This window comes from Emergencia sp. JLR.KK010 (assembly GCF_037018265.1).
Taxonomy (GTDB): domain Bacteria; phylum Bacillota; class Clostridia; order Peptostreptococcales; family Anaerovoracaceae; genus Senimuribacter; species Senimuribacter intestinalis.
The window spans coordinates 2,491,202-2,512,233 of record NZ_CP143550.1; the positions used below are offsets into that span (position 1 = coordinate 2,491,202).

The window sequence follows — 21,032 nt, forward strand, 5'->3', positions numbered from 1 at the left end:
CTATGTAAAAAGCGGCATCAGCTTCACGCTAACGCCGTCTTTTATTCGGTCAGTCCGTTACAAAATCCCTGCTTTTTTCAGATACCCTACGCTGTCATAGCAGCCACGGAAATAAACGGACTGCATTTCCAAGTCAGTGAGCTTGCTTTTCAGCTCCATTACCTCAATGAGAGCCGCACATTCTTCCTTAGTCAGTTCCGCAGATTTTTCCGTATCAAACACGCCTAAAACCTTTGGATATTTCTCATACAAGTCCTTAATCTCGGCTTGCACGGCACGGTATTCCTCGTTTTCTTTTGAGAGTTTCGCTATGACAGAACTGAGATACTCATTAAAAATATTGCTGTGGGCATCTACAAATGTTTCAAATCTGAACTCGCCAGACACCTTTACCACCTCCGCTGTTTGCTAATCTACACCTATTATAATGCCCAGATTTCCACAATACAAATGTGCAAACGGCGTTATCGTTCCAAATCCTTATTTTTTCTTTCGGACGGCTCGTCGCCTTGCTCTGGCTCGGTGTCAATGGCAGAGGGGTCTTTTTCGTTCAGATTCAACTCAATGTTGAGAGTGTTCAGCCTGTCGGATTTCTTTTTCAGTTCTTCCTCAAAGGCAAACGGCTTCTTGACCTCAACCTTTGCATTTTCAAGCTGTGCGACGGTTTCCTCCTTTCTGGTCTTGGCGGCTTCCAATTTTGCAGGGAGCTTTGACAGCTCGTTTTCAATTCGGGTCATATTACCGAGAGCATCCGTGCCTAACTCTACCTTGTGCCTGCTCTTTCCGCAGAGGTTTAGGCAGTAGCTTGAATTAACAGAGTCGTAATAAACCTCCAACTTAAAGCCACGGTAGCTGCCGATTTCGGCAGGCTTTGACTGCGGATATTCCTTGCAGAGTGCAAGAAGCATTTGACCTGCGTCGGCTTTTTCGGTGTAGGTTATGCCCTGCAAGGTCATCGGGCAGAACTTGTCATCGCCCTGCGGCTTGTGCTGTTCGGCAAGTGCGGTGTCCGCTTCATAGCCTGTAATGCGTTCCTCATACTCCTTAATCAGCTTTGGAAACTGCTGTAAAATCCTGTCCTCAAGGTCGTAATGCTCGGACAGATAGCTTTGCTTCAGCACTCGGAGCTTTGATACCTGTATATCCAAATCCATTTTTCCTTGAAACGCTCGTCGCCTGTGGCAAGCATTTTTACCTCCGCAAAGGATAAAGCAACCTCGTCCACATCTTCTGCGGAACGGACAGGACTTTTGCTCGTCATTATCTGGCTGATAAATTTCTGCTTGCTCTCTACAAGCTGATAAAGGTACGCATCAAAGGTCTGCTCCGTCACATAGCGGTAAACCTCAACCTCTGGGAACATATTGCCCTGTCTTTCGATACGCCCCTGCCGTTGTTCAAGGTCTTTAAGCCGAACAGTAGCAGGGGTCATTACGCCGTTTCGCTTAATGCTCTCGACAAGCTGTTCCATATCCTCGTCCATTAAAACCTTGAACGGGTGGTCTGGAAACTCGTCGATTTCAGAAATGGGAATATCCCTTATCTTACTTAACCTTGCTTCTGCACGGCTCTCGTCCGTCTGGAACAGGTCATCATATGCGGTTAGCTCGATTTTGGGTGCGTTGCTTTTCGCCAATCTCTGCCACCTCCTTTGCGAACTGCTCATAGGCTGCGGCTACCTTGCCGCTTTTGTCATAGGCAAAAATACTCTTGCCCTCTGCGGTTGCTTCTACCGCACGTATAGAAAATGGTATCTGCGTATCAAATACCTTGATATTACGACCATAGGCATTTTTAACGGTTGAGATTACGGTTTGCGTAATCTTCGTGCGTGGCATTACCATAGTCATTAAGATACCGTCTATCCGCAGTTTAGGATTGATTTGCCGTTTGACCATAGACACGGAGCGCAGTAACTGTTCTAAGCCTTTAATAGAAAAGTAGTGCGGTTGATTTGGGATAACCACGCTGTCAGCCGCCGCCAATGCGTTAATCGTCAGCATACCAAGTGAAGGCATACAGTCAATCAACACATAGTCATAGCTCTGCTTGACTTTGTTGATGCAGGTTTTCAAAATGCTATCCCGATTTTTTGTATCTATCAAGGTCGCTTCCATACCTGCCAATTCCACACAAGATGGAATTAAATCAATGCCCTCATCTGTACGCAGAATACCGCTCTGAATATCAACAGGCTCATTCTCAATGATTTTCTGCATGAGAGTGGAAAGCGTAACAGGTATATCGTCTGTTTTTCTGTATCCCAGAGCCATTGTTAAATTAGCCTGTGCATTTGCGTCTATCAGCAGGACTTTGTTGCCCTGCTTTATCAGACCGATACCCAGATTGACCGCTGTGGTGGTCTTACCGACACCGCCTTTTTGATTGGTTAGAGCAATCACTTTGCAATTTGACATTTGTGCGTCCTCCTTTCGCATAAATTTAGCCGCTTTGTCAAGGCGGCTATGTAGATTTTAGCGGAGAACGCAAAAAAGCCGCCTACTCTTAAAGGAGTTAAGAATAAGCGGCTTTTTGTAACAGTTTATTTAATTAGTGAAAAATTAGGAATCATCTTCGGTGTTTTGCCGTAGCTGAATTATACGTGGAATTTTTTCTTCTACGTGAAGCGTCCCTTTTTTTAAATGAAGCAATTCTTCAATGTCAGATGGGTACAAAGTAACACCATATTGTTTTGATTGTCGCAAAAGACTTGATACCGATAAAATGTGCTCATCAATAAGCAGATCAATTGCACCTTGAAAGATGTTTTCATTTAAATAAAAAGGAACATCGTCAGGTTCTTTTTGACGCCAACCATTCTTGGAAATTTGACGCATCATATATTGGAACTGATTATCTGAGATGATATGTAATTGATTACTACGATATGCCATTGATTGAATGGAAGCTTTCCACTTCTTTTTGAGCCACTGATAATATTTTAAATCTGTAGGGTAAGTTTGCACATCATTACCAAAACTATTTCTCGGTAGCAAAAAAGCACTGGCAAAAATATTTGCCTGCCTCTCACGTAATTTAAATTCTTCTTTTGTAATCAGCTCAAGACTTTCGCTCCAAGGATGTAGGATGATATGTCCCAACTCATGTGCCATATCGAAACGTATGCGACCTTCGGGTTTTGACCCTTGGTCAACACATATAAAAAAGACTTCACCGTTATTCAAAATTGTTCGTTGACTAAAAGCATCAATTTTATCTTCGTTTGTATCAAATCCAGTAACAATAATCCCATTTTTTTCTAAAACAAGTTGAAGATTTTGAATTGGAGCATCGCCAAGCCCCCAATGATTTCTAACATCGGTTGCTATCTGTTCAATCTCATATATCATTTTTGCATTTTTTTCATCGTCAAATTCGTCATCACTACCATTAAACTCAACTATCGGAAGATTCAGAATAGGAAAATCTATATACTCTAAAAGCATTTCATACATTTTTGCAACAAATTCTAATTTAAGGCTTTGCGTAGTACGACTCATTTTTGTAGCACTGGCAAGTGAACGAAAGTAGGTTACTTCTGTTGTTGTTTTACACTCATCTTCTTGCCAAAAAAACTCATATGGAAAATCTAAAACAGAAGCTATTATGCCACATTTTTCATAGTCTGGTTTGTTATGATTGTTTTCATATAGTGAGAGGGATTGCTTACTGATTCCTGTTATTGCAGATAATTCCGTAAGTGTTTTCCCGCGAAATAATCTTGCGTTTTTAAGTCTTTCGCCTCTAAATTCCTTTTTCTCCATAAGGCAATATCTCCTAATCTATTTTTAGGCTTCTTTCTCAATTTCTTTTAATGATGGACGAAGCCCTGCTTTAAGCCCCAAAATATCACGCACACTTTCGTTTGAGTCCGTACTGATATCTACGTCTTCCACTCCCGAATTTGTCAGTCTTGCGAAATCTGGGTTTATGTAGCTGTTTAATGAGGCTTCCGCAATCGTCGAAAAATGTTTATCAATAAACTCTAATTTCACATCCAGCAATTCGTCATTTACTGCATTATAGGAAATCACATAATGGCGATACCCTTCGGATGGATTCAACATACCCGCAATGATGTCGTTGTAATCATTTTCAAGCGTTTCTTCGTCAAACATTTCCATTGGAAAGAATGATTCCTGAACATATTGACCTTCATAACTACCATTCTCTTGTGCAAGCACGGATTGAAGAAAATGTGGGCGTGTGCGGTCTTTCTTTTTTGGAATTGCGTGAAGATTATTTTGAGTTGTTATACTGTAAGTAATTTTGTTTCGATGGTCAACCAGAAGTCTACCATGCCAAGAATACCGCTTGAACGGTACTAACTTCACTTCATCAGTAACAACAAAACTACGCAAGTTTTCATTGATACAATCACCACGAAGTTGTATAATGGCATTGTTGGTTTCTTTATGATGCTCCTGTAAATATTGGGGAATGTCATCAGCAATCGCTTTGTCGATTGCACGAACAATCCTGCGGACAATATTTTCGTCAAGAATGATTTCGTTCATTCAATTTACCTCCAAGTTTTATTTGCATATTATAATTTTACATATTTATTTCGATTTGTCAAGTGAAATGTCAAAAATAAATCCATTTGTCTAACGAGCAGATTTTAAGGCATGGATTTTTAGTAACCCAAATTCTTTATAAAAAGCCACTTACCCTAAATAAGAATAAGTGGCTCAACCTTTGAGGTTAAACATATTCAATTCTCAGCTTCTTGATGGGTGCGTTGACGACCTTGAATATAAGCTCGTCAACACAGTCCGTATATCTGCCTTGCTGTATGAGCTGATTTTTCAGCTCCACAAGGCTATGTAATAAGGTTGTCTTTTCGTGGCTATCCAGATATATATGATATGTTTTCTCTCTCATAAACAGCACCTCCGTTTCTGGCTTTATTATATAGGAAAGTCCTAAACTATTCAACGGTGCAAATTAGGTCAAAAAAATAAGCGTACCACTATTTCTAATGATACGCTTATTGTAATTCAGTTCTTAATCAAGGTCGATATACACCGTTATAGTAGTTTCTCTCCATTGATTTTTCCTTACATATTGTCCGTTAGCCTTTCGGTAGGCTGCTGCCTGCTCGAAAGACAGCAGTAATTCAAAGGAAAGAGAACTCCTACCTACTTTTGATAGCTGCCTGCGGTGCTGCAAGACTAGTCCCGGATAGAACTAAATCTTCTCCAAAGTTTGCCTGTGCCAATACAGCTTCTCCAGGAGCAATGACATCAACTTCTTCACCCTTTGCACTAAAATCACTGACACTTCCTGCCGCATTCACAGATCCCACAGCCAGTACATTTTCAAAAGCCGCCGGATAGTCAACTCCCTCTGTTCCACGATTTCCTGCTGCTGCTACAACAAGTATTCCCTTATCCGTTGCCGCATCTATTGCCGTCTTTAGTGCCTCTGAATAAATCTGCGTACCAAAACTGATGTTAATAACCTTTACATCCTTCTCTATTGCCCAATAGATTGCTTCAACTACGCTACTGATAGGTGCTTGCTTATTTTCATCCAAAACCCTTGCTGAATACAGTTCAATATTACCGCCTGTACCTATTACGTCACTACCAGTTCCACTGCCCGCAAGCATGCTCGCTACACTGGTACCGTGACCTGTAAAATCCTCATACAAAGGTGTTGTTACTGGAGTTTCTTTTATGAAATTTTTTCTCTCCTTCACTGAGATATTATCTGTTACATCAATACCAGAATCAATCACTGCTACTTTTACAATTTGGTCGGAAGGTGAGTCTTCCATGTTCAGTGCATCTTGATTCCATATCTCACTAAGTGGTTTAACCATATCCTCACCAGTTTCAACTTCAGTGTCTATGGTAAAATCCTTTTCCACGCAGATAATGTCCTTATCTGTTTCTATACGAGCTGCTTCAGAATCAGAAATTTCAACAGTTAGTGCATCTCCATTTTCAGCTATCACATTGTAGTCTTTTTTTAATTGCTCAATATTACTACCCTCGTTTGTAATAACAATGTATGATTCCTTCTCTTCCTCTGCATAAACTGTGTTCTTATCAAAACATAGTCCTAATTGCAGTATCACCAATGTAGCGATACAAACACATGTTACCATCCTGTTTGATTTCTTTTCAAATCCTTTATACATGGTTAACCTCCTTTTAAATCCTATTTCCTTAAAACCATCCACCGTTTATTCAATGTTACTATATTCATAACTAGAAGTCAACAATTACTTTATTTAATTTTGTATTTTATTTATATTGTTTTGTACATCACCTTTACAAGTTCTCCGAATTTGTGTAACTTTCACATATTCAGAAAAATAATTTTGTTTTTTTCACAAAAACTTATTGACAACTACCAATTCCGGTGTTATGATAGGGAAGAATTAAATATGAGCTAAACCTTTGATGGAGAGTAGTAAGTTTTGAGACTTACCTTTGAGAGAGCTGTAGATGGTGAGATTACAGCAGGCAAAGACAGAACCGAATGGACTCCTGAGGGCAAACCGAACCGGCTATCTTTTTCACGATACCGCAGTAGGGGCGACGGAGAAGGACGCTTCGTAACCAAAGTCGGCATATGATAGTATGCGCAGAGTGGATGACAGGGTAATCCTATCGTCAAGCCGGGTGGCACCGCAAGAGAAATTTATACTCTTGTCCCAGCAGATATCGTCTGGGACAGGAGTTTTCTGCTTTTTGAGCTAAAATACACCCCTCTCCCGCGCACAATTGAAAGGAGAAAGAAGACATGAACAACGAAAAGAAAATCCCTTACAAAATTTATCTGGAAGAAAACGAGATGCCAACGCAGTATTACAACGTTCGGGCAGATATGAAGAAAAAGCCTGCGCCAATGCTGAATCCTGCAACGCTGCAGCCTGTAACTGAAGCTGACCTGACGCCGGTATTCTGCGAAGAGCTTGTAAAGCAGGAGCTAGACAACGATACCCCTTACTTCGATATTCCGCAGGAAATTCAGGACTTCTACAAGATGTATCGTCCTTCCCCGCTGGTTCGCGCTTACTGCCTCGAAGAAAAGCTGCAAACCCCGGCAAAGATTTATTATAAATTCGAGGGAAACAATACCAGCGGCAGTCATAAGCTGAACTCCGCAATTACCCAGGCATACTATGCTAAGAAACAAGGTCTAAAAGGCGTCACCACAGAAACCGGTGCCGGTCAATGGGGTACTGCCCTTTCCATGGCATGCGCTTATCTCGGTCTTGACTGTAACGTATACATGGTAAAGGTATCCTACGAACAGAAACCGTTCAGACGAGAAGTGATGAGAACCTACGGCGCTAACGTAACTGCCTCCCCTTCCAATACAACTGAAATCGGCAAGAAAATCCTTGCAGAGCATCCGGGAACTACAGGAAGTCTGGGCTGCGCTATTTCTGAAGCTGTTGAAGCAGCTTTATCGAAAGATGGATACAGATATGTGCTGGGAAGCGTACTTTCTCAGGTTGTCCTTCATCAGAGTGTCATCGGTCTGGAAGCAAAGGCTGCCATGGACAAATATGGAATTTTCCCTGATATTATCATCGGCTGCGCCGGCGGCGGCTCCAATCTGGGCGGACTGATTTCCCCATTCATGGGTGAAAAGCTCCGCGGAGAAAAAGACTACAGATTCATCGCAGTAGAGCCTGCCTCCTGCCCGAGTCTGACCAGAGGTAAATACGCTTATGACTTCTGCGACACTGGAAAAGTAACGCCGATGGCTAAAATGTATACCCTGGGCAGTGGCTTTATTCCTTCTCCAAACCATGCAGGCGGTCTTAGATACCACGGCATGAGTCCAATTCTTTCTGAACTTTATGATCAGGGCATGATGGAAGCAAGAAGCTACGAACAAACCGAAGTCTTCAAAGCTGCAAGCGATTTTGCCAGAGTGGAAGGCATTCTGCCTGCACCGGAAAGCAGCCACGCTATCAAAGCTGCTATCGACGAAGCGCTCCGCTGCAAGGAAACAGGTGAAGAAAAGACCATTCTCTTTGGTCTGACTGGAACCGGCTACTTTGACCTGAAAGCATACGAGCAGTTCAATGACGGTACCATGAATGACTACGTGCCGACCGATGAAGATTTGCAAATCGGATTCGACAGCCTGCCTTCGGTAGAACTGTAAGTTTCCTGCACCATTCAGTCCAAATATGAAGCCTATGGTGCAAAAATCAGCAGACTTATTTTGTTTCCTGCACCAAATGGTTCTAAAATGAGGACAATGGTGCGAAAATAGGCAAGTAAAATAGTACAAAGGCTATAAATTAGAAAAAGCTGGAAAATAAAATTTCCAGCTTTTTCCTTTATATTCCTTTAAATACATGAATTTAAGTGGCGTACAACAAATCCCGCACCATTGACTGTGTTTCTTCGAAAAATGGTGCAGGTGGCAGCAGTAACCTGCTGAAAAGCGCACCATACAAGCTATTTATAAGGAAAATGGTGCAAGTCATTCAGTCGCACGCACTTTGCCCGGAAGTTTTTTATACTCCCCGAAGATTTGCACTGCGATACCAATTAAAATAAACAACAATCCTGCGATTGCAAACAGTTCGATTTTCTCTCCCATGAGGAAGTAAATCCAAACAAGGGAAGCCACCGGAGTAATATACGCCAAATTGGAAATAATCGCTATGTTTCCGGTCTGTAAGGCTTTTGCCCAAAGGGCATAGCTCAGTCCGTAAACCAACACCCCTGTCCATAAGACACCGCCCCACTGCGGCAGTGTTAGCACCGGAATTTCGATTTGCTGTGTCAGTAATGCAATCAGCGATGCAACGGTAGAAATCAAATAATACAACATCATTCCTACAAAATTATCGGCGGAAACGCCTTTATTTATCACGCAGAACAGACCATAACATACTGCTGCTCCACCAGCAAGGCATACCCCGGGAAGACTGATACCACTCAAATTATCAAGATTTCCTTCTGTCACTACGATAGCTACACCAAGGAAAGAAATTAAAAGTGCCAGCCCTTTCCAAACAGTCATTTTCTCCTTTAAAAGGATACAGGAAAAAATCACCAGAAAAAACGGCCATAAATAATTAATGACACTGGACTGCTGCGCTTTTAAGTATCCGAGACTGCTGTTAATCATCGCATTATAGAAAAAGGTCATCAGTCCCAGCATGATATGCTCCCTTCTAGGTAGACAAGTGAAAAAATAAAAACTTGTTATCTGGAAGGGAGCATTAGTATGTCTAGAAAAATATCAGCAGAAGAGAAAATTACAGCCGTAAGAATCTATCTTGATGGCAAATCAAGTCAAAGACAGCTGGCTAAAATGTATGGGGTTGCGCAGAGCTCTATTCAACAATGGATTCGTAACTATGAGGCGATGGGTACTGCAGCATTTTTAACAAAAGGATATAAAAAATATTCCAAGGAACTTAAACAGCGGGCAGTTGAGGATTATCTGTCTGGGAAAGGTTCACAGGATGATATCTGTAAAAAATATGAGATTCGTTCAAAAAGTAAACTCCAAAAGTGGATAAAGCTGTATAATAGTGGTGGGATTCTAAAGTTACCCGGAACAGGAGGCTTTGTCATCATGACAAAAGGACGAAAAACAACATTTGATGAACGCATTGAAATCGTGCAGTATTGTATTGCGCACAAGCGAAATTATGCACAAACCGCTGAAAAGTACAAAATATCCTATCAGCAGGCTCGCAGCTACATCATCAAATATGAAGAGCGGGGCGTAGAAGGACTTCGGGATGGTCGCGGTCATCGCAAATCCGAAGATGAACTAAGCGAACTGGAAAAGCTGCGTGCAGAAAACCGGCTTTTAAGAGCAGAGAAGAAGCGTGCTGAAATGGAGATATCATTCTTAAAAAAACTCGAGGAAATAGAGAGGAGGCGGGGCTAAGCCTGGTGCGGCACCAGACCATATATCAGGCAATCGAAGAAGAACACAAAGCCCATCATTATCCGGTAAGAGCATTATGCGAAATTGGTCAGGTATCCCATGCAGGATAATACAAGTGGCTGAACAGACAGATACCAAAAGAGGAACTACGAAACAGGCAGATTGCGGAAACGATAGAACAAATCCATACGGAAAGTCCCGACAAAGGATATCGAAGAATCAGAGATGAGCTTCAGCGTTACCACCGGATTGATGTAAACGATAAGCGAGTCCTGCGAATCTGCCGCAAGCTGAATATCAAGTCAACCATCAAGTATACGAATCAAGGCGGCACCAGACAGGCAAAGAACCCACAATATATTGCAGAAAACCTTTTGAACAGGCAGTTCAAGGCAGAAATGCCAAATCAAAAATGGCTGACTGATGTTACAGAATTTAAATACTATGAAGGAATTACAAAAAAGAAAGTGTATCTCAGCGCAATCTTAGATCTGTATGACCGGCGCATTGTAGCCTATGTCATCAGTGATTCCAATAACAATGCTTTAGTTTTTGACACCTTTAATGAGGCGGTAAGCAAAAATCCTAGTACCCACCCACTGTTTCACAGTGACAGAGGATTTCAATATACGAATCGAGTCTTCCATGCAAAACTGGAAGCGGCGGGAATGAAGCAAAGTATGTCCAGAGTGGCAAAGTGTATTGATAATGGTCCAATGGAAGGATTCTGGGGCATTTTGAAACGTGAGCGGTATTATGGGAGAAAATTTACTAATAGAGAGAGTCTGGTGGGAATGATAGAAAACTATATTGAGTACTACAACAACAAGCGTTTGCAGAGAAACCTGGGAGTTTTAACCCCAATGGAAAAACATCGGTTATATCTGCAGGCCGCATAAAAATACCAGTCGGAAAACACTTCCGACTGGTCAGAAAATTTTATTTTTTTAATTGTCTACTTGACGGGTAGCAGTTCAGCAACACTAGAACGTGCAGCTCCTTCTTTTTAATTCCGCTACGACCTTTTTTCAACTTTCCCTGAGCAGTATTTAAAGCAAATAAAAACAAAAAAGCGACCAAACTATTGAAAAAGAGCATAACCATAGGATGCAGTTCCTTTACCATTAGTCCTATGACTGCAAAAGATGACCCCCACAGAAAAATTGTGATTCCTGCATAGGCATATTCTCTTGTCATTTCTTATTATAACATCCCTTCCATTTTTATTATCTTTATAAATCACATAGCATATCCGCAATTTATAAATAGTATACCAAATCTTCCATAAAAAGGAAAGTGTAAACTTTTAATCACAGCATTAAGGATTAAACGGTAAAACTACCTGCTGGAAGAAAATATAAAAAAAACTCTATGAGATTTGATTTTCCATGCTATTTATTGTATACTGGTAACGCCAAAGTATTTGGACAGAAGATTTAATAATAATGGTTTTACATCCCCATTTTATAAGCTACATATAAGGAAAGGACTGATTCACATGGATTACGGAAAATTAGCACTGGAACGTCATGAAAAGGCTGGCGGCAAAATTGAAATTACCTCTCGAGTAGAACTGAAAGAGGCAGAAGATCTAGCGGTCTACTATACGCCTGGAGTTGCAACGCCTTGTCTTGCTATTAAAGATGACCCAGAAGCTGCTTCAAAATACACATCGAGAGATAGGCTGGTTGCCATCGTAACTGACGGTTCTGCCATTTTGGGACTTGGCAATATCGGTGCCCTTGCCGGCATGCCGGTTATGGAGGGAAAAGCAATTCTCTTTAAACATTTTGCAGGTATAGATGCCTTCCCAATTTGCCTGGCATCACAAGATCCTGAAGAAATTATTGCAACTGTCAAGAATATTGCCCCTGGCTTTGGCGGTATCAATCTGGAAGATATCGCTGCTCCTGCCTGCTTCGAGGTAGAAAGACGACTGAAAAAGGAACTGAATATCCCGGTATTTCACGATGATCAGCACGGTACCGCCATCGTTACCTGTGCTGCTCTGATCAATGCGCTGCGTATCACAGGTCGCGCCATGGAGAACTGCAAAATTGTCATTAATGGCGCTGGTGCAGCAGGCAGCGCAATCGCTCAAATGGCATATAATCTAGGGTGCCGAGATATCTTAATTTGCGACAGCAAAGGCATTGTTTCCGCTCACAGACAGCTGAGCAGCGCCAAGAAAGAACTTCTTGACTTCACCAATCCTGACAATATAGAGGGCAGTCTAAAAGAAGCTGTTGTTGATGCTGATGTATTCATCGGTGTTTCCGCACCAGGCGTCCTCTCTTCTGATATGGTAAAAACCATGGCAAAAAATCCAATCATCTTCGCTATGGCAAATCCTGTTCCAGAAATTTTCCCGGATGATGCAAAGGCTGCCGGTGCTGCAGTAGTCGGTACAGGTCGTTCCGACTATCCAAACCAGATTAACAATGTATTGGTATTCCCTTCGCTGTTCCGCGGCGCTCTCGATGCAAAGGCTACAACCATCACCGAGGACATGCTCATCGCTGCAGTTTATGCACTGGCTGACAGCATTCCTGCAGACGAACTTTGCCCAGAAAATATTCTGCCGACCGTATTTAACAAAGATGCTGCCAATGCTCTCGCTGCCGCTGTAAAAAAAGCCTGGGAAGACAGATAAATGAATCTGCTGATTTCGCCTATCGCTCACATGGAGAGCGTATTTCCTGATAAATTCGGGATTCCCCGTCAGAGCGGCCTTGCCCAGGGCATAGAATCCAGGATTATCTTTGAAAAGCCCTACCGCAGCATGGATTCTCTTCGAGGTCTGGAAGGCTTTTCACACATCTGGCTTATCTGGGGATTTTCAGAAAACCCTCAGATTACCGAAAAAAACTGGTCGCCTACGGTGCGCCCGCCGCGCCTTGGAGGAAACAAACGAGTTGGGGTCTTTGCAACCCGCTCTTCCTTCAGACCCAACGGTCTTGCTCTCTCATCAGTTCGCATAGAAGAAATCAAGCAGGATCCGAAACTGGGTCCAGTGATTATCGTTTCCGGCGCAGATTTAATGGATCGCACACCGATTTATGACATAAAACCGTATATCACAACAGACTGCCATTCGGATGCCGTCTGCGGCTTTCAGGAAGAAACCAGAAATTATCAGCTAAAGGTGAATTTTCCCGCACCGCTGCGTTCTGCGATTCCAGAGAAACTGCAAAAAGGACTTTTAGAAGTGCTCTCACAGGATCCACGCCCCGCATACCAAAGCGACACGCAGCGGATTTACGGAATCCATTTCGCAGGTTTTGATGTGCGGTTTCAGGTAGCAGATGATACGCTGACTATAATAGAAGTAAAAACGCTGTAGCCCACAGGCCACAGCGTTTTTCTCGCAGTTTTTATTTATTCCCGCTCCCAAAGAGCTTTGGCGGTAACCTTCGTATCCAAAAGTTCCGGATGTGCATATTTATTTCTCTGATAAGTATTTTCTTTAACCGTGAGCTCCACTTCAATGGCTCCTAAGGCTCCCTGCTGCCTTGCGCGCTTCTCTGCCGCCTGTTTTGCCAGTCGCTTTGCTGCCTCTACTGCTTCGCTATATTCAGGAATAGAGAAAGTTTTCTCACCGCCGGTAATCACGTAGGTCAAATAGGAACTCTTGATGCCTTTGTACGGTTCGATGATAATCGTACTTTCTGTGCTGATATTCCCCATAGCCGCACCGATAGCGTTTGCAACCTTGCCTGCTTCCGGGAAATCTGCCTCAGTGCCAAGAAGCCTTGCCACATCTTCCATAAAAATCTTTGTCGGGGCACCGATTCCAATGAGCCTGGACGGTGTCACAAATGATGGAATCAGGCAGGATCCACTTCCAGAAACTTGATCTGAAAAAATCATTGTCGTCAGCTTTTCCAACTGCTCTGTTTCCTCTTCCGTAAGATCTTTTCCCGTCTTATATTTCATCAGAATCCGCACCAGATTACTGTATAATCTGGACTTTGTCAGATTGTAAATCTCCTTGCAAACCTCCTCAGCAGGTAGCTTTGTTACGCTAGAAAGGTATGCCGCACCCAGCCTGCTGGCTTCGCAGTCAAACTCCGTATAGTCGCCAAACACGTGCATTGCATCAGTGGGTGTCATCCCCGCACGCATAACAATCCCTTCGTCCTCAAGACGCTTCATATGCAAAACATGCGGACTGATTCTTGCCGCATCTGCAGCGTCCTTAAAAATCAACGGTCCTAAAGCCAGCGCCTTAATAAAACGCTGTTCTGCGATCGTATATCTAGCTAGATTCTCCGGCATTCCCATCAACACGAAAAACTCATGAGCCGGATAGCTGAAAGGCTGATCCATATGTACCAGCGTTTTCAGCTTTTTTATCACTTCCGGATACTGACTTGCCAGCATACAGAGCGGAATATAGCGGCGTTTTTCCAGGTAAAGATTCCGTCCCTTATACTTGACCGCACTGTCGCCGCCAAGCGCGAAAGTATCAATAGAAACGCCCTTTACCATTGTTTTCCACTCGCCAATCGTAATGCCTCCCTCTGTAGAAACGGGCACACCATTTTTGACAAATGCTACATCGCTGGTAGTTCCGCCGATGTCTACAATCAATGCGTCCTCATAGCTGGAAAGCTCCATAGCACCGATAATACTGGCAGCTGGACCGCAAAGCAAGGTTTCTACCGGCCTCTGTGCAGCAAACTCCTTGCTCATAATGGTACCGTCACTCCTGACGATGACGATAGGCAGATGCAAATTCATCTCTGCCAGCGATGCATCGATGGAAGCGAAAAATTCCTCCATTACCGGAAGCAATCTTGCATTGAGCAAAGCTGTCGCACCTCTGCGAAGCACGTTCAGTTCCTGATAAAGCTCATATCCTCTCACACAGGGGATTCCCAGACTTTCGCCGATGATACGCGCCGCTTCTATCTCGTAGGCTCCATCATCGTATTTGGGATTGACCTGCACAATAGCTGCGCTGTCATACTCTGCAAACTGACTTTGTAAATCCGCTTTTAGTTTTCCCCAGTCCGGTGTGTTTTCCGGACTGTCATCCTTCTTCGCATCCCCTGCCATAAAATAGATTTCAGAAAGAGGCGGCAGTCCGTAAGCCTCCCTGGTCTTTTCAATCTGCACAGGATTTACACCGATCAACACCAGCTTAGCTCTGCCTCCCTTATGCTCTACACAGGCATTGGTCGCCAAAGTCGTAGACAAAGAAATATACTGTGCCCTGGAAACAGCTTCTTTCTCCAGTCCTTTCAGCGCCGTTAGAATACCAGCCTTTAAATCCCGCTTCGTTGTCAGTGTCTTACTCTGAGAAAGCACCTGATGGCTCCTGGTATCGAATACCACTGCATCGGTGCAGGTTCCCCCAGTATCAATTCCAATTCCGATCATGGCGAGTTCCTTCTTTCTTTCATATTGCCTTTATTGTAACACATCAGCTGAATCGCTGCACGCACGACTGACAGAAAAATTGGTATAATCTTTAGGCGCATACCTTTCTCAGAAAAAATAACGCAGGAACTATCTAAAATTCCTGCGTTACATTATTTACTTATCAATTAGTCAGATCCGATTAGTCTTCTTTTACCAATTCCTTCAGAGAAGTTGCAAGGCCTGCAAGACCAGAAATTTCGGACGGAATGATAATCTTGGTCGCCTGCCCGTCTGCTGCCTTCTCAAAGGAGTTCAGACTCTGCAGTGCAATAACCTCTTTATTCGGCTGAGATTCTACCAACATCCTAATACCGTCAGCGGTCGCCTGCTGTACCATTCTGATGGCTTCTGCTTCACCTTCTGCTTCTCTGATTGCAGCTTCCTTTCTGGCCTCAGCTTCCAAAATTTTAGACTCTTTGCTTGCCTGTGCTTCCAGAATCATAGCCTCTTTATTACCCTCTGCAATCAGCACTGCGGATTTCTTTTCACCTTCAGCTCTGAGGATTGCCTCTCTTCTTTCACGTTCCGCACGCATCTGTTTTTCCATAGCCATCTGAATATCTCTCGGCGGTGTAATGTTCTTTACTTCTACACGGTTGATTTTTATACCCCATGGGTCAGTCGCCTCATCCAGCACCATTCTAATTTTAGTGTTGATGTGCTCACGGCTTGTCAGGGATTCGTCCAGCTCCAGCTCACCGATGATATTTCGAAGGGTTGTTGCTGTCAGATTTTCGATAGCGTCCATCGGGCTTTCTACACCGTAAGTATAGAGCTTCGGATCAGTAATCTGGAAATATACAACTGTATCAATTTCCATGGTTACGTTATCCTTGGTGATGACCGGCTGAGGCGGAAAATCGATGACTTTTTCCTTCAAAGATACTTTTCTTGAAATTTTATCGATGAGAGGAATTTTGAAGTGGAGACCCACCTGCCAGGTTCCTTTATATGCACCCAGCCTTTCGATGACATAGGCTCTTGCCTGCGGCACGATTCTGATATTGGTTACAACCAGAGAAATCAGAATAACAATCACGATTGCGATAATAATTACATTAATAATAGCTTCCATATTAATCTCCTTACTGAATCCAAGGGGCTACAACTGCTTTGACCCCTTCTATCCTAATCACTTTAACCTTGCTTCCTTCATCCAGAGAATCCTCGCTGTTCTGGCTGACTGCAGTCCAATCCTGACCAGAAAGCTTGATGATACCCGGTTCAAAAGGTTTAATCGCTGAAATAACAACGGCTTCTTTTCCAATCAGTGCATCAACATTGGTCTTCTCTACACCGGTTTGCAGCTTCTTGACGAAGAGTTTCCTCGTTGAAACCAGCAGAACAACGGATACAACAAAGAAAAGTACTACCTGCACAGCAATGCCTGCACCTAAAAGCGAAGCCGCAAGTGCAATCACTGCGCCGCCTGCAAACCAGATGGTGGTCAGTCCCATAGTCAAGCCCTCTACTACGACAAAGACAATCGTCGCAACAAGCCAGAATACCGACATGCTAACTGTCAGTCCTAAAATCGTCAACAATCTTACCTCCTCCTTGCGTTTCTTTCTTAATCAAAGGCTTACTTTCTATATTCTTAAATCAGCATACTTGCCCCGTATGTGATATAAGAGACAACAATTCCGGCAATTACTACGCCGATAAAGACAGCCGGCAGTGCTCTCTTCAGTCGCATATTCAACATAGCTGCTACCAGTGCGCCGGTCCAAGCGCCGGTGCCTGGAAGTGGCACTGCTACTAAAAGCACTAGACCAAACCATTCGTATTTATCAATCATGACAGACTGTTTCTTCGCTTTCTCTTCAAAGCGGCACACAAGAAAATCCAGTCTCTCGCTTTTTTTTCTCATCCAGTCAAAAACTTTTCTGACAAAGAGAATAATAATCGGTACTGGCAGCAGATTACCTATAATCGAAACGACAAGCGCTTCTTTTACAGAAAGTCCCGCTGCTACACCTGCGGGGATTGCTCCTCGCAGTTCGAGAACGGGAACCATGGAAATCAGCATTGTCATCATTAAATTGCCAGTATGTGTTCCCCAAAAACTCATCATTTAAATCTCAATTACTCCTACTTTATTAAATTATATAATATTTTTGCGCCAATGTAAATACTCTTTCAGAATTTTTGACAAAATTTTGTCAATTTCTGAAGCTACCTTTTACAAAACAGACCTCGCTGCAAAATCCACAGGAGGTCCGCCTATTATCTTGCTATTACTTATCGTTTAGCACCGCCTGCGCTGCCGCAATTCTTGCAGCAGATAAAAGCTGCGGTCTGCAGGACACATAGTTCAGTCCAAGCTGGTGACAGAACGCAATGCTGGCAGGATCTCCCCCGTGTTCACCGCAAAGCCCGATTTTTAAGGTTGGCTTCACCTGTCTGCCTGCCTTAACAGCTGTATCCATCAGGCTTCCAATTCCGTCTCTGTCGATGGTCTGAAACGGGTCCTCCGTTAAAATTCCTTTTCGGATATATTCTGCAATCATTAGTTCCGTGTCGTTTCTAGAAAATCCAAAGGTCATTTGCGTCAAATCGCTGGCACCAAAGGAGAAAAAATCCACCTCTTTCGCTACTTTATCCGCAATCAGTGCTGCTCTGGGTACTTCAATCATAGTGCCCACATAAAAGCGCACTTCACAGCCACTCTTTTCGCTGCACTGCTGTGCCGTTCTGACCACGATTTCCTTAACAAATTCCATCTCTTTATCAATTCCAATGAGCGGCACCATAATCTCTGGTAAAATTTCAATACCTTTTTGCTGCTGCACCTCGATAGCGGCTTCCATAATAGCACGAGTCTGCATTTCCGCCATTTCCGGATAAGTAACAGCCAGCCTGCAGCCTCTATGCCCCAACATAGGATTCATTTCCTGAAGCCGCTTATATGTTTCTTCAATCTGCGTACAGGAAATGCCTGTACATGCTGAAACCCATCTAATATCCTCCTCTGTATGAGGCAGGTACGCAGAAAGAGGCGCATCCAGCAGCCGAATGGCGACAGGTCTATCCTCCATCACTTCATAGATTGTCTTAAAACACTCTTTTTGATACTGAAACAGTTTTTCCAGAGCATGGGCTCTTTGCTGCTGACTATCTGCCATCATCGCCTGACAGATTATTGGCAAATTTTCTCTTTTAAGAAGAATCTGCTCCGTTCGGCAAAGTCCAATTCCTTCTGCACCAAGGGCTGCTGCTGTCTGCAGTTCCTCCAGTCTGTCCACATTGGCTCTGATTTTCAGTGTCCTAATTTCGTCAGCCCAAGACAGAATTTTTTCCAATTCTTCAGCACAGCCACCGTTTAAGCAGGAGGTCCTGCTTGGATCAATTCTCAAAACCGCCGTTTCCTTGGTAATCAGTCCTTCGCTAGCCATATCTGCCGCCGCTTTTACTGCCGCTTCCGCAGTTCGCTTCGCAGCGCCAGTCTGCACCATGCATAGCTTGCCGCGCTCAACGACAAATTCCATGTCCTGCATGTCCAAAAAATACTTTTCCAATACCGCAGAAATCCGCATAAGTTCTTCATAAGCAGCAGGGAAAATCATTGGCATTTCTTTCAAAGATTTTACTGCACATCGCCCCGATTCTGCCGCCTTCAGTTTTCCCTGCGCGTTTTGCAAGAATTCTCCTAAGAGCAAGTTCTCACCATTTTCTGGGTTTCTGGAATGGGCAATTCCGGTGCAGGAATCCTCTCCCAGATTTCCAAACACCATAGCCTGCACGCAGACTGCAATACCTGCACCCTGTGTATCTGTGCTATGCCATGCAGAAAATATAGCGGAAATTGCAGCAAGGAGCTGCTCCTTTGGATTTTGCGGAAAACTTCCGCATCCCACTGTCGCTTCATACATCTGCTGCAGTCTTCTGTAACAGTCATAAGCAAATCCGGAATTTGCAGTCTGCTGACTCAAACATTCTGCTATATCATCGTTTAATCCAAGGTTCAAGATAGTATCCGGCGTCTGAACATCAGCACACGCTGCACTAGGGCGAACCGCCACCAACAAAGGATTCTCTTTATCAGCAAATCTTTTTCCGGTGACTTCTTCCAGTTCCTCAAGCTTCACAAATATTTCAGCAGCGATATCCTCGCCAATCGTGCAATCCTGTTCAACATATTGATTGCACGCCTGCGTTGTCACAGTAAATCCAAAAGGTACCGGCAGTCCAATTCTGGTCATTTCAGCCAGATTTGCCCCCTTTACGCCGAGAAGACCTACGAGGTCCTTTGAGCCTTCGTTAAACGCATATACAAATTTGCTCATGCTCTAATCTCCTTCTTCCACCGATTAAAAGATTAGCTTTTCTTCGATGTATCCCTTTACTTCCCCAATCGGCAGTCTAACCTGCTCCATTGTATCTCTGTCACGAATGGTCACACATCCGTCAGCTTCCGTATCAAAATCTACACAGATGCAGAACGGTGTACCAATTTCATCTTCTCTTCTGTATCTCTTTCCGATAGATCCAGCTGCATCGTAGTCCACGCTGAAATACTTCGCAAGTTCTTCATAAACAGGTTCGGCAACCGGCGCCAGCTTCTTTGCAAGAGGAAGTACCGCAGCCTTAAATGGCGCAAGCGCCGGATGGAATTTCATCACAACTCTGGTGTCTTCCTTTCCGTTTCCATCAGTCAAAGTTTCTTCACAGTATGCGTCAACGAGGAATGCCAGTGCAACTCTGTCTGCACCCAGAGACGGCTCAATACAGTACGGAATATACTTTTCGCCCGTTTCTGAATCTACATAGTTCATTTCCTGTCCGGAGAACTCACTGTGCTGTCTCAGGTCAAAGTCAGTTCTGTCTGCAATCCCCCAAAGTTCACCCCAGCCAAACGGGAATAAGTATTCCAGGTCAGTGGTTGCATTGCTGTAGTGAGAAAGTTCTTCTTTCTCGTGATCTCTGGTTCTGATATTTTCCATATTCATATTCAGAGATTTGAGGAAGTTAATGCAGTATTGCTTCCAATAGTCAAACCACTCCAAATCGGTTCCCGGCTTACAGAAGAATTCCAGTTCCATCTGCTCAAACTCTCTGGTCCTGAATGTAAAGTTACCCGGCGTAATCTCGTTACGGAAGGATTTACCAATCTGGGCGATACCAAACGGAATTTTCTTTCTTGCCGTTCTCTGTACATTCTTAAAGTTTACGAAAATACCCTGCGCTGTTTCAGGCCTCAGGTAAATCTCCGCCTTGGAATCTTCTGTAACTCCCTGAAAAGTCTTAAACATCAGGTTAAACTGTCTGATGCCTGTAAAATTACTCTTTCCACAATCTGGGCATTTAATCCCTTTTTCGGCAATATATCCTTCCAGTTTTTCATTGGACCAGCCGTCAACAGGAAGAACTTCCATGCCGTTTTCCTGCATGTACTCTTCAATCAACTTGTCAGCCCTGAATCTGGATTTACATTCCTTACAGTCGATTAGCGGGTCCGCAAAGCCGCCTACATGACCGGATGCTTCCCACGTTCTCGGATTCATCAAAATAGCAGCATCAAGGCCCACATTGTATTTCGATTCCTGTACAAACTTTTTCCACCAGGCTTTCTTGACGTTATTTTTAAATTCCACACCTAAAGGACCGTAATCCCAAGTATTTGCAAGTCCTCCGTAAATCTCCGATCCCGGAAACACAAAACCTCTGTTTTTCGCCAGTGCAACGATTTTTTCCATAGTAACTTCTTTGCTCATTAG

The 21,032-nt window shown here is 43.5% G+C and carries 21 protein-coding genes; 5 read left to right on the forward strand and 16 right to left on the reverse strand.

Annotation, left to right across the window (positions count from 1 at the left end; genetic code table 11):
• Positions 1 to 57: 57 nt before the first annotated feature.
• The 8 genes from V1225_RS12010 to V1225_RS12045 form a co-directional block, all read right to left on the reverse strand.
• Positions 58 to 387: a DUF6664 family protein gene (locus V1225_RS12010; protein ID WP_338546577.1), complete on the reverse strand. Its 330-nt coding sequence runs from the start codon at positions 385 to 387 to the stop codon at positions 58 to 60.
• A gap of 77 nt (positions 388 to 464) precedes the next feature.
• Complete coding sequence (locus tag V1225_RS12015) at positions 465 to 1,148, reverse strand: hypothetical protein (RefSeq protein WP_338546578.1); 684 nt, start codon at positions 1,146 to 1,148, stop codon at positions 465 to 467.
• Entirely contained in the window at positions 1,115 to 1,636 is a 522-nt protein-coding gene (locus V1225_RS12020) for a ParB N-terminal domain-containing protein (protein ID WP_338546580.1), read from the reverse strand. The genes V1225_RS12015 and V1225_RS12020 overlap by 34 nt, the downstream gene beginning before the upstream one ends.
• A complete protein-coding gene (locus tag V1225_RS12025) occupies positions 1,593 to 2,417 on the reverse strand; it encodes a ParA family protein (RefSeq protein ID WP_338546582.1) in 825 nt (274 codons plus the stop codon). Before V1225_RS12025 ends, V1225_RS12020 begins: the two co-directional genes overlap by 44 nt.
• A 144-nt stretch (positions 2,418 to 2,561) precedes the next feature.
• Positions 2,562 to 3,764: an XRE family transcriptional regulator gene (locus tag V1225_RS12030; RefSeq protein WP_338546584.1), complete on the reverse strand. Its 1,203-nt coding sequence runs from the start codon at positions 3,762 to 3,764 to the stop codon at positions 2,562 to 2,564.
• 24 nt (positions 3,765 to 3,788) lie between these two features.
• Positions 3,789 to 4,517: a DUF5986 family protein gene (locus V1225_RS12035; RefSeq protein ID WP_338546585.1), complete on the reverse strand. Its 729-nt coding sequence runs from the start codon at positions 4,515 to 4,517 to the stop codon at positions 3,789 to 3,791.
• A 187-nt stretch (positions 4,518 to 4,704) separates the two neighbouring features.
• Positions 4,705 to 4,884 (reverse strand): hypothetical protein, encoded by a 180-nt coding sequence (locus tag V1225_RS12040; protein WP_338546586.1) that lies wholly within the window; start codon positions 4,882 to 4,884, stop codon positions 4,705 to 4,707.
• Between the two features lie 253 nt (positions 4,885 to 5,137).
• A complete protein-coding gene (locus tag V1225_RS12045) occupies positions 5,138 to 6,148 on the reverse strand; it encodes a S8 family serine peptidase (protein WP_338546587.1) in 1,011 nt (336 codons plus the stop codon).
• A gap of 608 nt (positions 6,149 to 6,756) precedes the next feature.
• Here V1225_RS12045 and V1225_RS12050 point away from each other — a divergent pair.
• Complete coding sequence (locus V1225_RS12050) at positions 6,757 to 8,136, forward strand: TrpB-like pyridoxal phosphate-dependent enzyme (protein WP_338546588.1); 1,380 nt, start codon at positions 6,757 to 6,759, stop codon at positions 8,134 to 8,136.
• A gap of 324 nt (positions 8,137 to 8,460) precedes the next feature.
• Here the strand turns inward: V1225_RS12050 and V1225_RS12055 are convergent, their stop codons facing one another.
• Positions 8,461 to 9,147, reverse strand: coding sequence for a DMT family transporter (locus V1225_RS12055; protein ID WP_338546590.1), 687 nt, complete (start codon positions 9,145 to 9,147; stop codon positions 8,461 to 8,463).
• 66 nt (positions 9,148 to 9,213) lie between these two features.
• On the opposite strand from V1225_RS12055, the gene V1225_RS12060 reads away from it, so the two are divergent.
• Both V1225_RS12060 and V1225_RS12065 read left to right on the forward strand, forming a co-directional pair.
• Positions 9,214 to 9,888 (forward strand): helix-turn-helix domain-containing protein, encoded by a 675-nt coding sequence (locus tag V1225_RS12060; RefSeq protein WP_201759609.1) that lies wholly within the window; start codon positions 9,214 to 9,216, stop codon positions 9,886 to 9,888.
• 119 nt (positions 9,889 to 10,007) lie between these two features.
• Complete coding sequence (locus V1225_RS12065) at positions 10,008 to 10,787, forward strand: IS3 family transposase (RefSeq protein WP_338548179.1); 780 nt, start codon at positions 10,008 to 10,010, stop codon at positions 10,785 to 10,787.
• Positions 10,788 to 10,827: 40 nt separating this feature from the next.
• On the opposite strand, the gene V1225_RS12070 is transcribed toward V1225_RS12065, so the two are convergent.
• Positions 10,828 to 11,085 carry an EamA family transporter gene (locus V1225_RS12070; RefSeq protein ID WP_338546593.1) on the reverse strand — a complete coding sequence of 86 codons (258 nt, stop codon included), beginning with the start codon at positions 11,083 to 11,085 and terminating at the stop codon, positions 10,828 to 10,830.
• A gap of 301 nt (positions 11,086 to 11,386) precedes the next feature.
• Between V1225_RS12070 and V1225_RS12075 the strand changes: the two genes are divergently transcribed.
• Both V1225_RS12075 and tsaA read left to right on the forward strand, forming a co-directional pair.
• Positions 11,387 to 12,541 (forward strand): NADP-dependent malic enzyme, encoded by a 1,155-nt coding sequence (locus tag V1225_RS12075; RefSeq protein ID WP_338546594.1) that lies wholly within the window; start codon positions 11,387 to 11,389, stop codon positions 12,539 to 12,541.
• Positions 12,542 to 13,231: a tRNA (N6-threonylcarbamoyladenosine(37)-N6)-methyltransferase TrmO gene (gene tsaA / locus V1225_RS12080; protein WP_338546595.1), complete on the forward strand. Its 690-nt coding sequence runs from the start codon at positions 12,542 to 12,544 to the stop codon at positions 13,229 to 13,231.
• Between the two features lie 35 nt (positions 13,232 to 13,266).
• Here tsaA and V1225_RS12085 read toward each other — a convergent pair whose 3' ends face one another.
• The 6 genes from V1225_RS12085 to V1225_RS12110 all read right to left on the reverse strand — a co-directional run bounded on the left by V1225_RS12085 (position 13,267) and on the right by V1225_RS12110 (position 21,029).
• On the reverse strand, positions 13,267 to 15,273 hold the full coding sequence (locus V1225_RS12085; protein WP_338546597.1) for a hydantoinase/oxoprolinase family protein: 2,007 nt from the start codon (positions 15,271 to 15,273) through the stop codon (positions 13,267 to 13,269).
• A gap of 181 nt (positions 15,274 to 15,454) precedes the next feature.
• Positions 15,455 to 16,390: an SPFH domain-containing protein gene (locus V1225_RS12090; protein ID WP_201759494.1), complete on the reverse strand. Its 936-nt coding sequence runs from the start codon at positions 16,388 to 16,390 to the stop codon at positions 15,455 to 15,457.
• Between the two features lie 10 nt (positions 16,391 to 16,400).
• Complete coding sequence (locus V1225_RS12095; RefSeq protein WP_160200420.1) at positions 16,401 to 16,856, reverse strand: NfeD family protein; 456 nt, start codon at positions 16,854 to 16,856, stop codon at positions 16,401 to 16,403.
• Between the two features lie 56 nt (positions 16,857 to 16,912).
• Complete coding sequence (locus tag V1225_RS12100; protein ID WP_306770900.1) at positions 16,913 to 17,389, reverse strand: small multi-drug export protein; 477 nt, start codon at positions 17,387 to 17,389, stop codon at positions 16,913 to 16,915.
• 163 nt (positions 17,390 to 17,552) lie between these two features.
• Entirely contained in the window at positions 17,553 to 19,601 is a 2,049-nt protein-coding gene (locus V1225_RS12105) for a putative PEP-binding protein (protein WP_338546602.1), read from the reverse strand.
• Between the two features lie 24 nt (positions 19,602 to 19,625).
• Positions 19,626 to 21,029 carry a glycine--tRNA ligase gene (locus V1225_RS12110; protein ID WP_160200422.1) on the reverse strand — a complete coding sequence of 468 codons (1,404 nt, stop codon included), beginning with the start codon at positions 21,027 to 21,029 and terminating at the stop codon, positions 19,626 to 19,628.
• Positions 21,030 to 21,032: the final 3 nt, after the last annotated feature.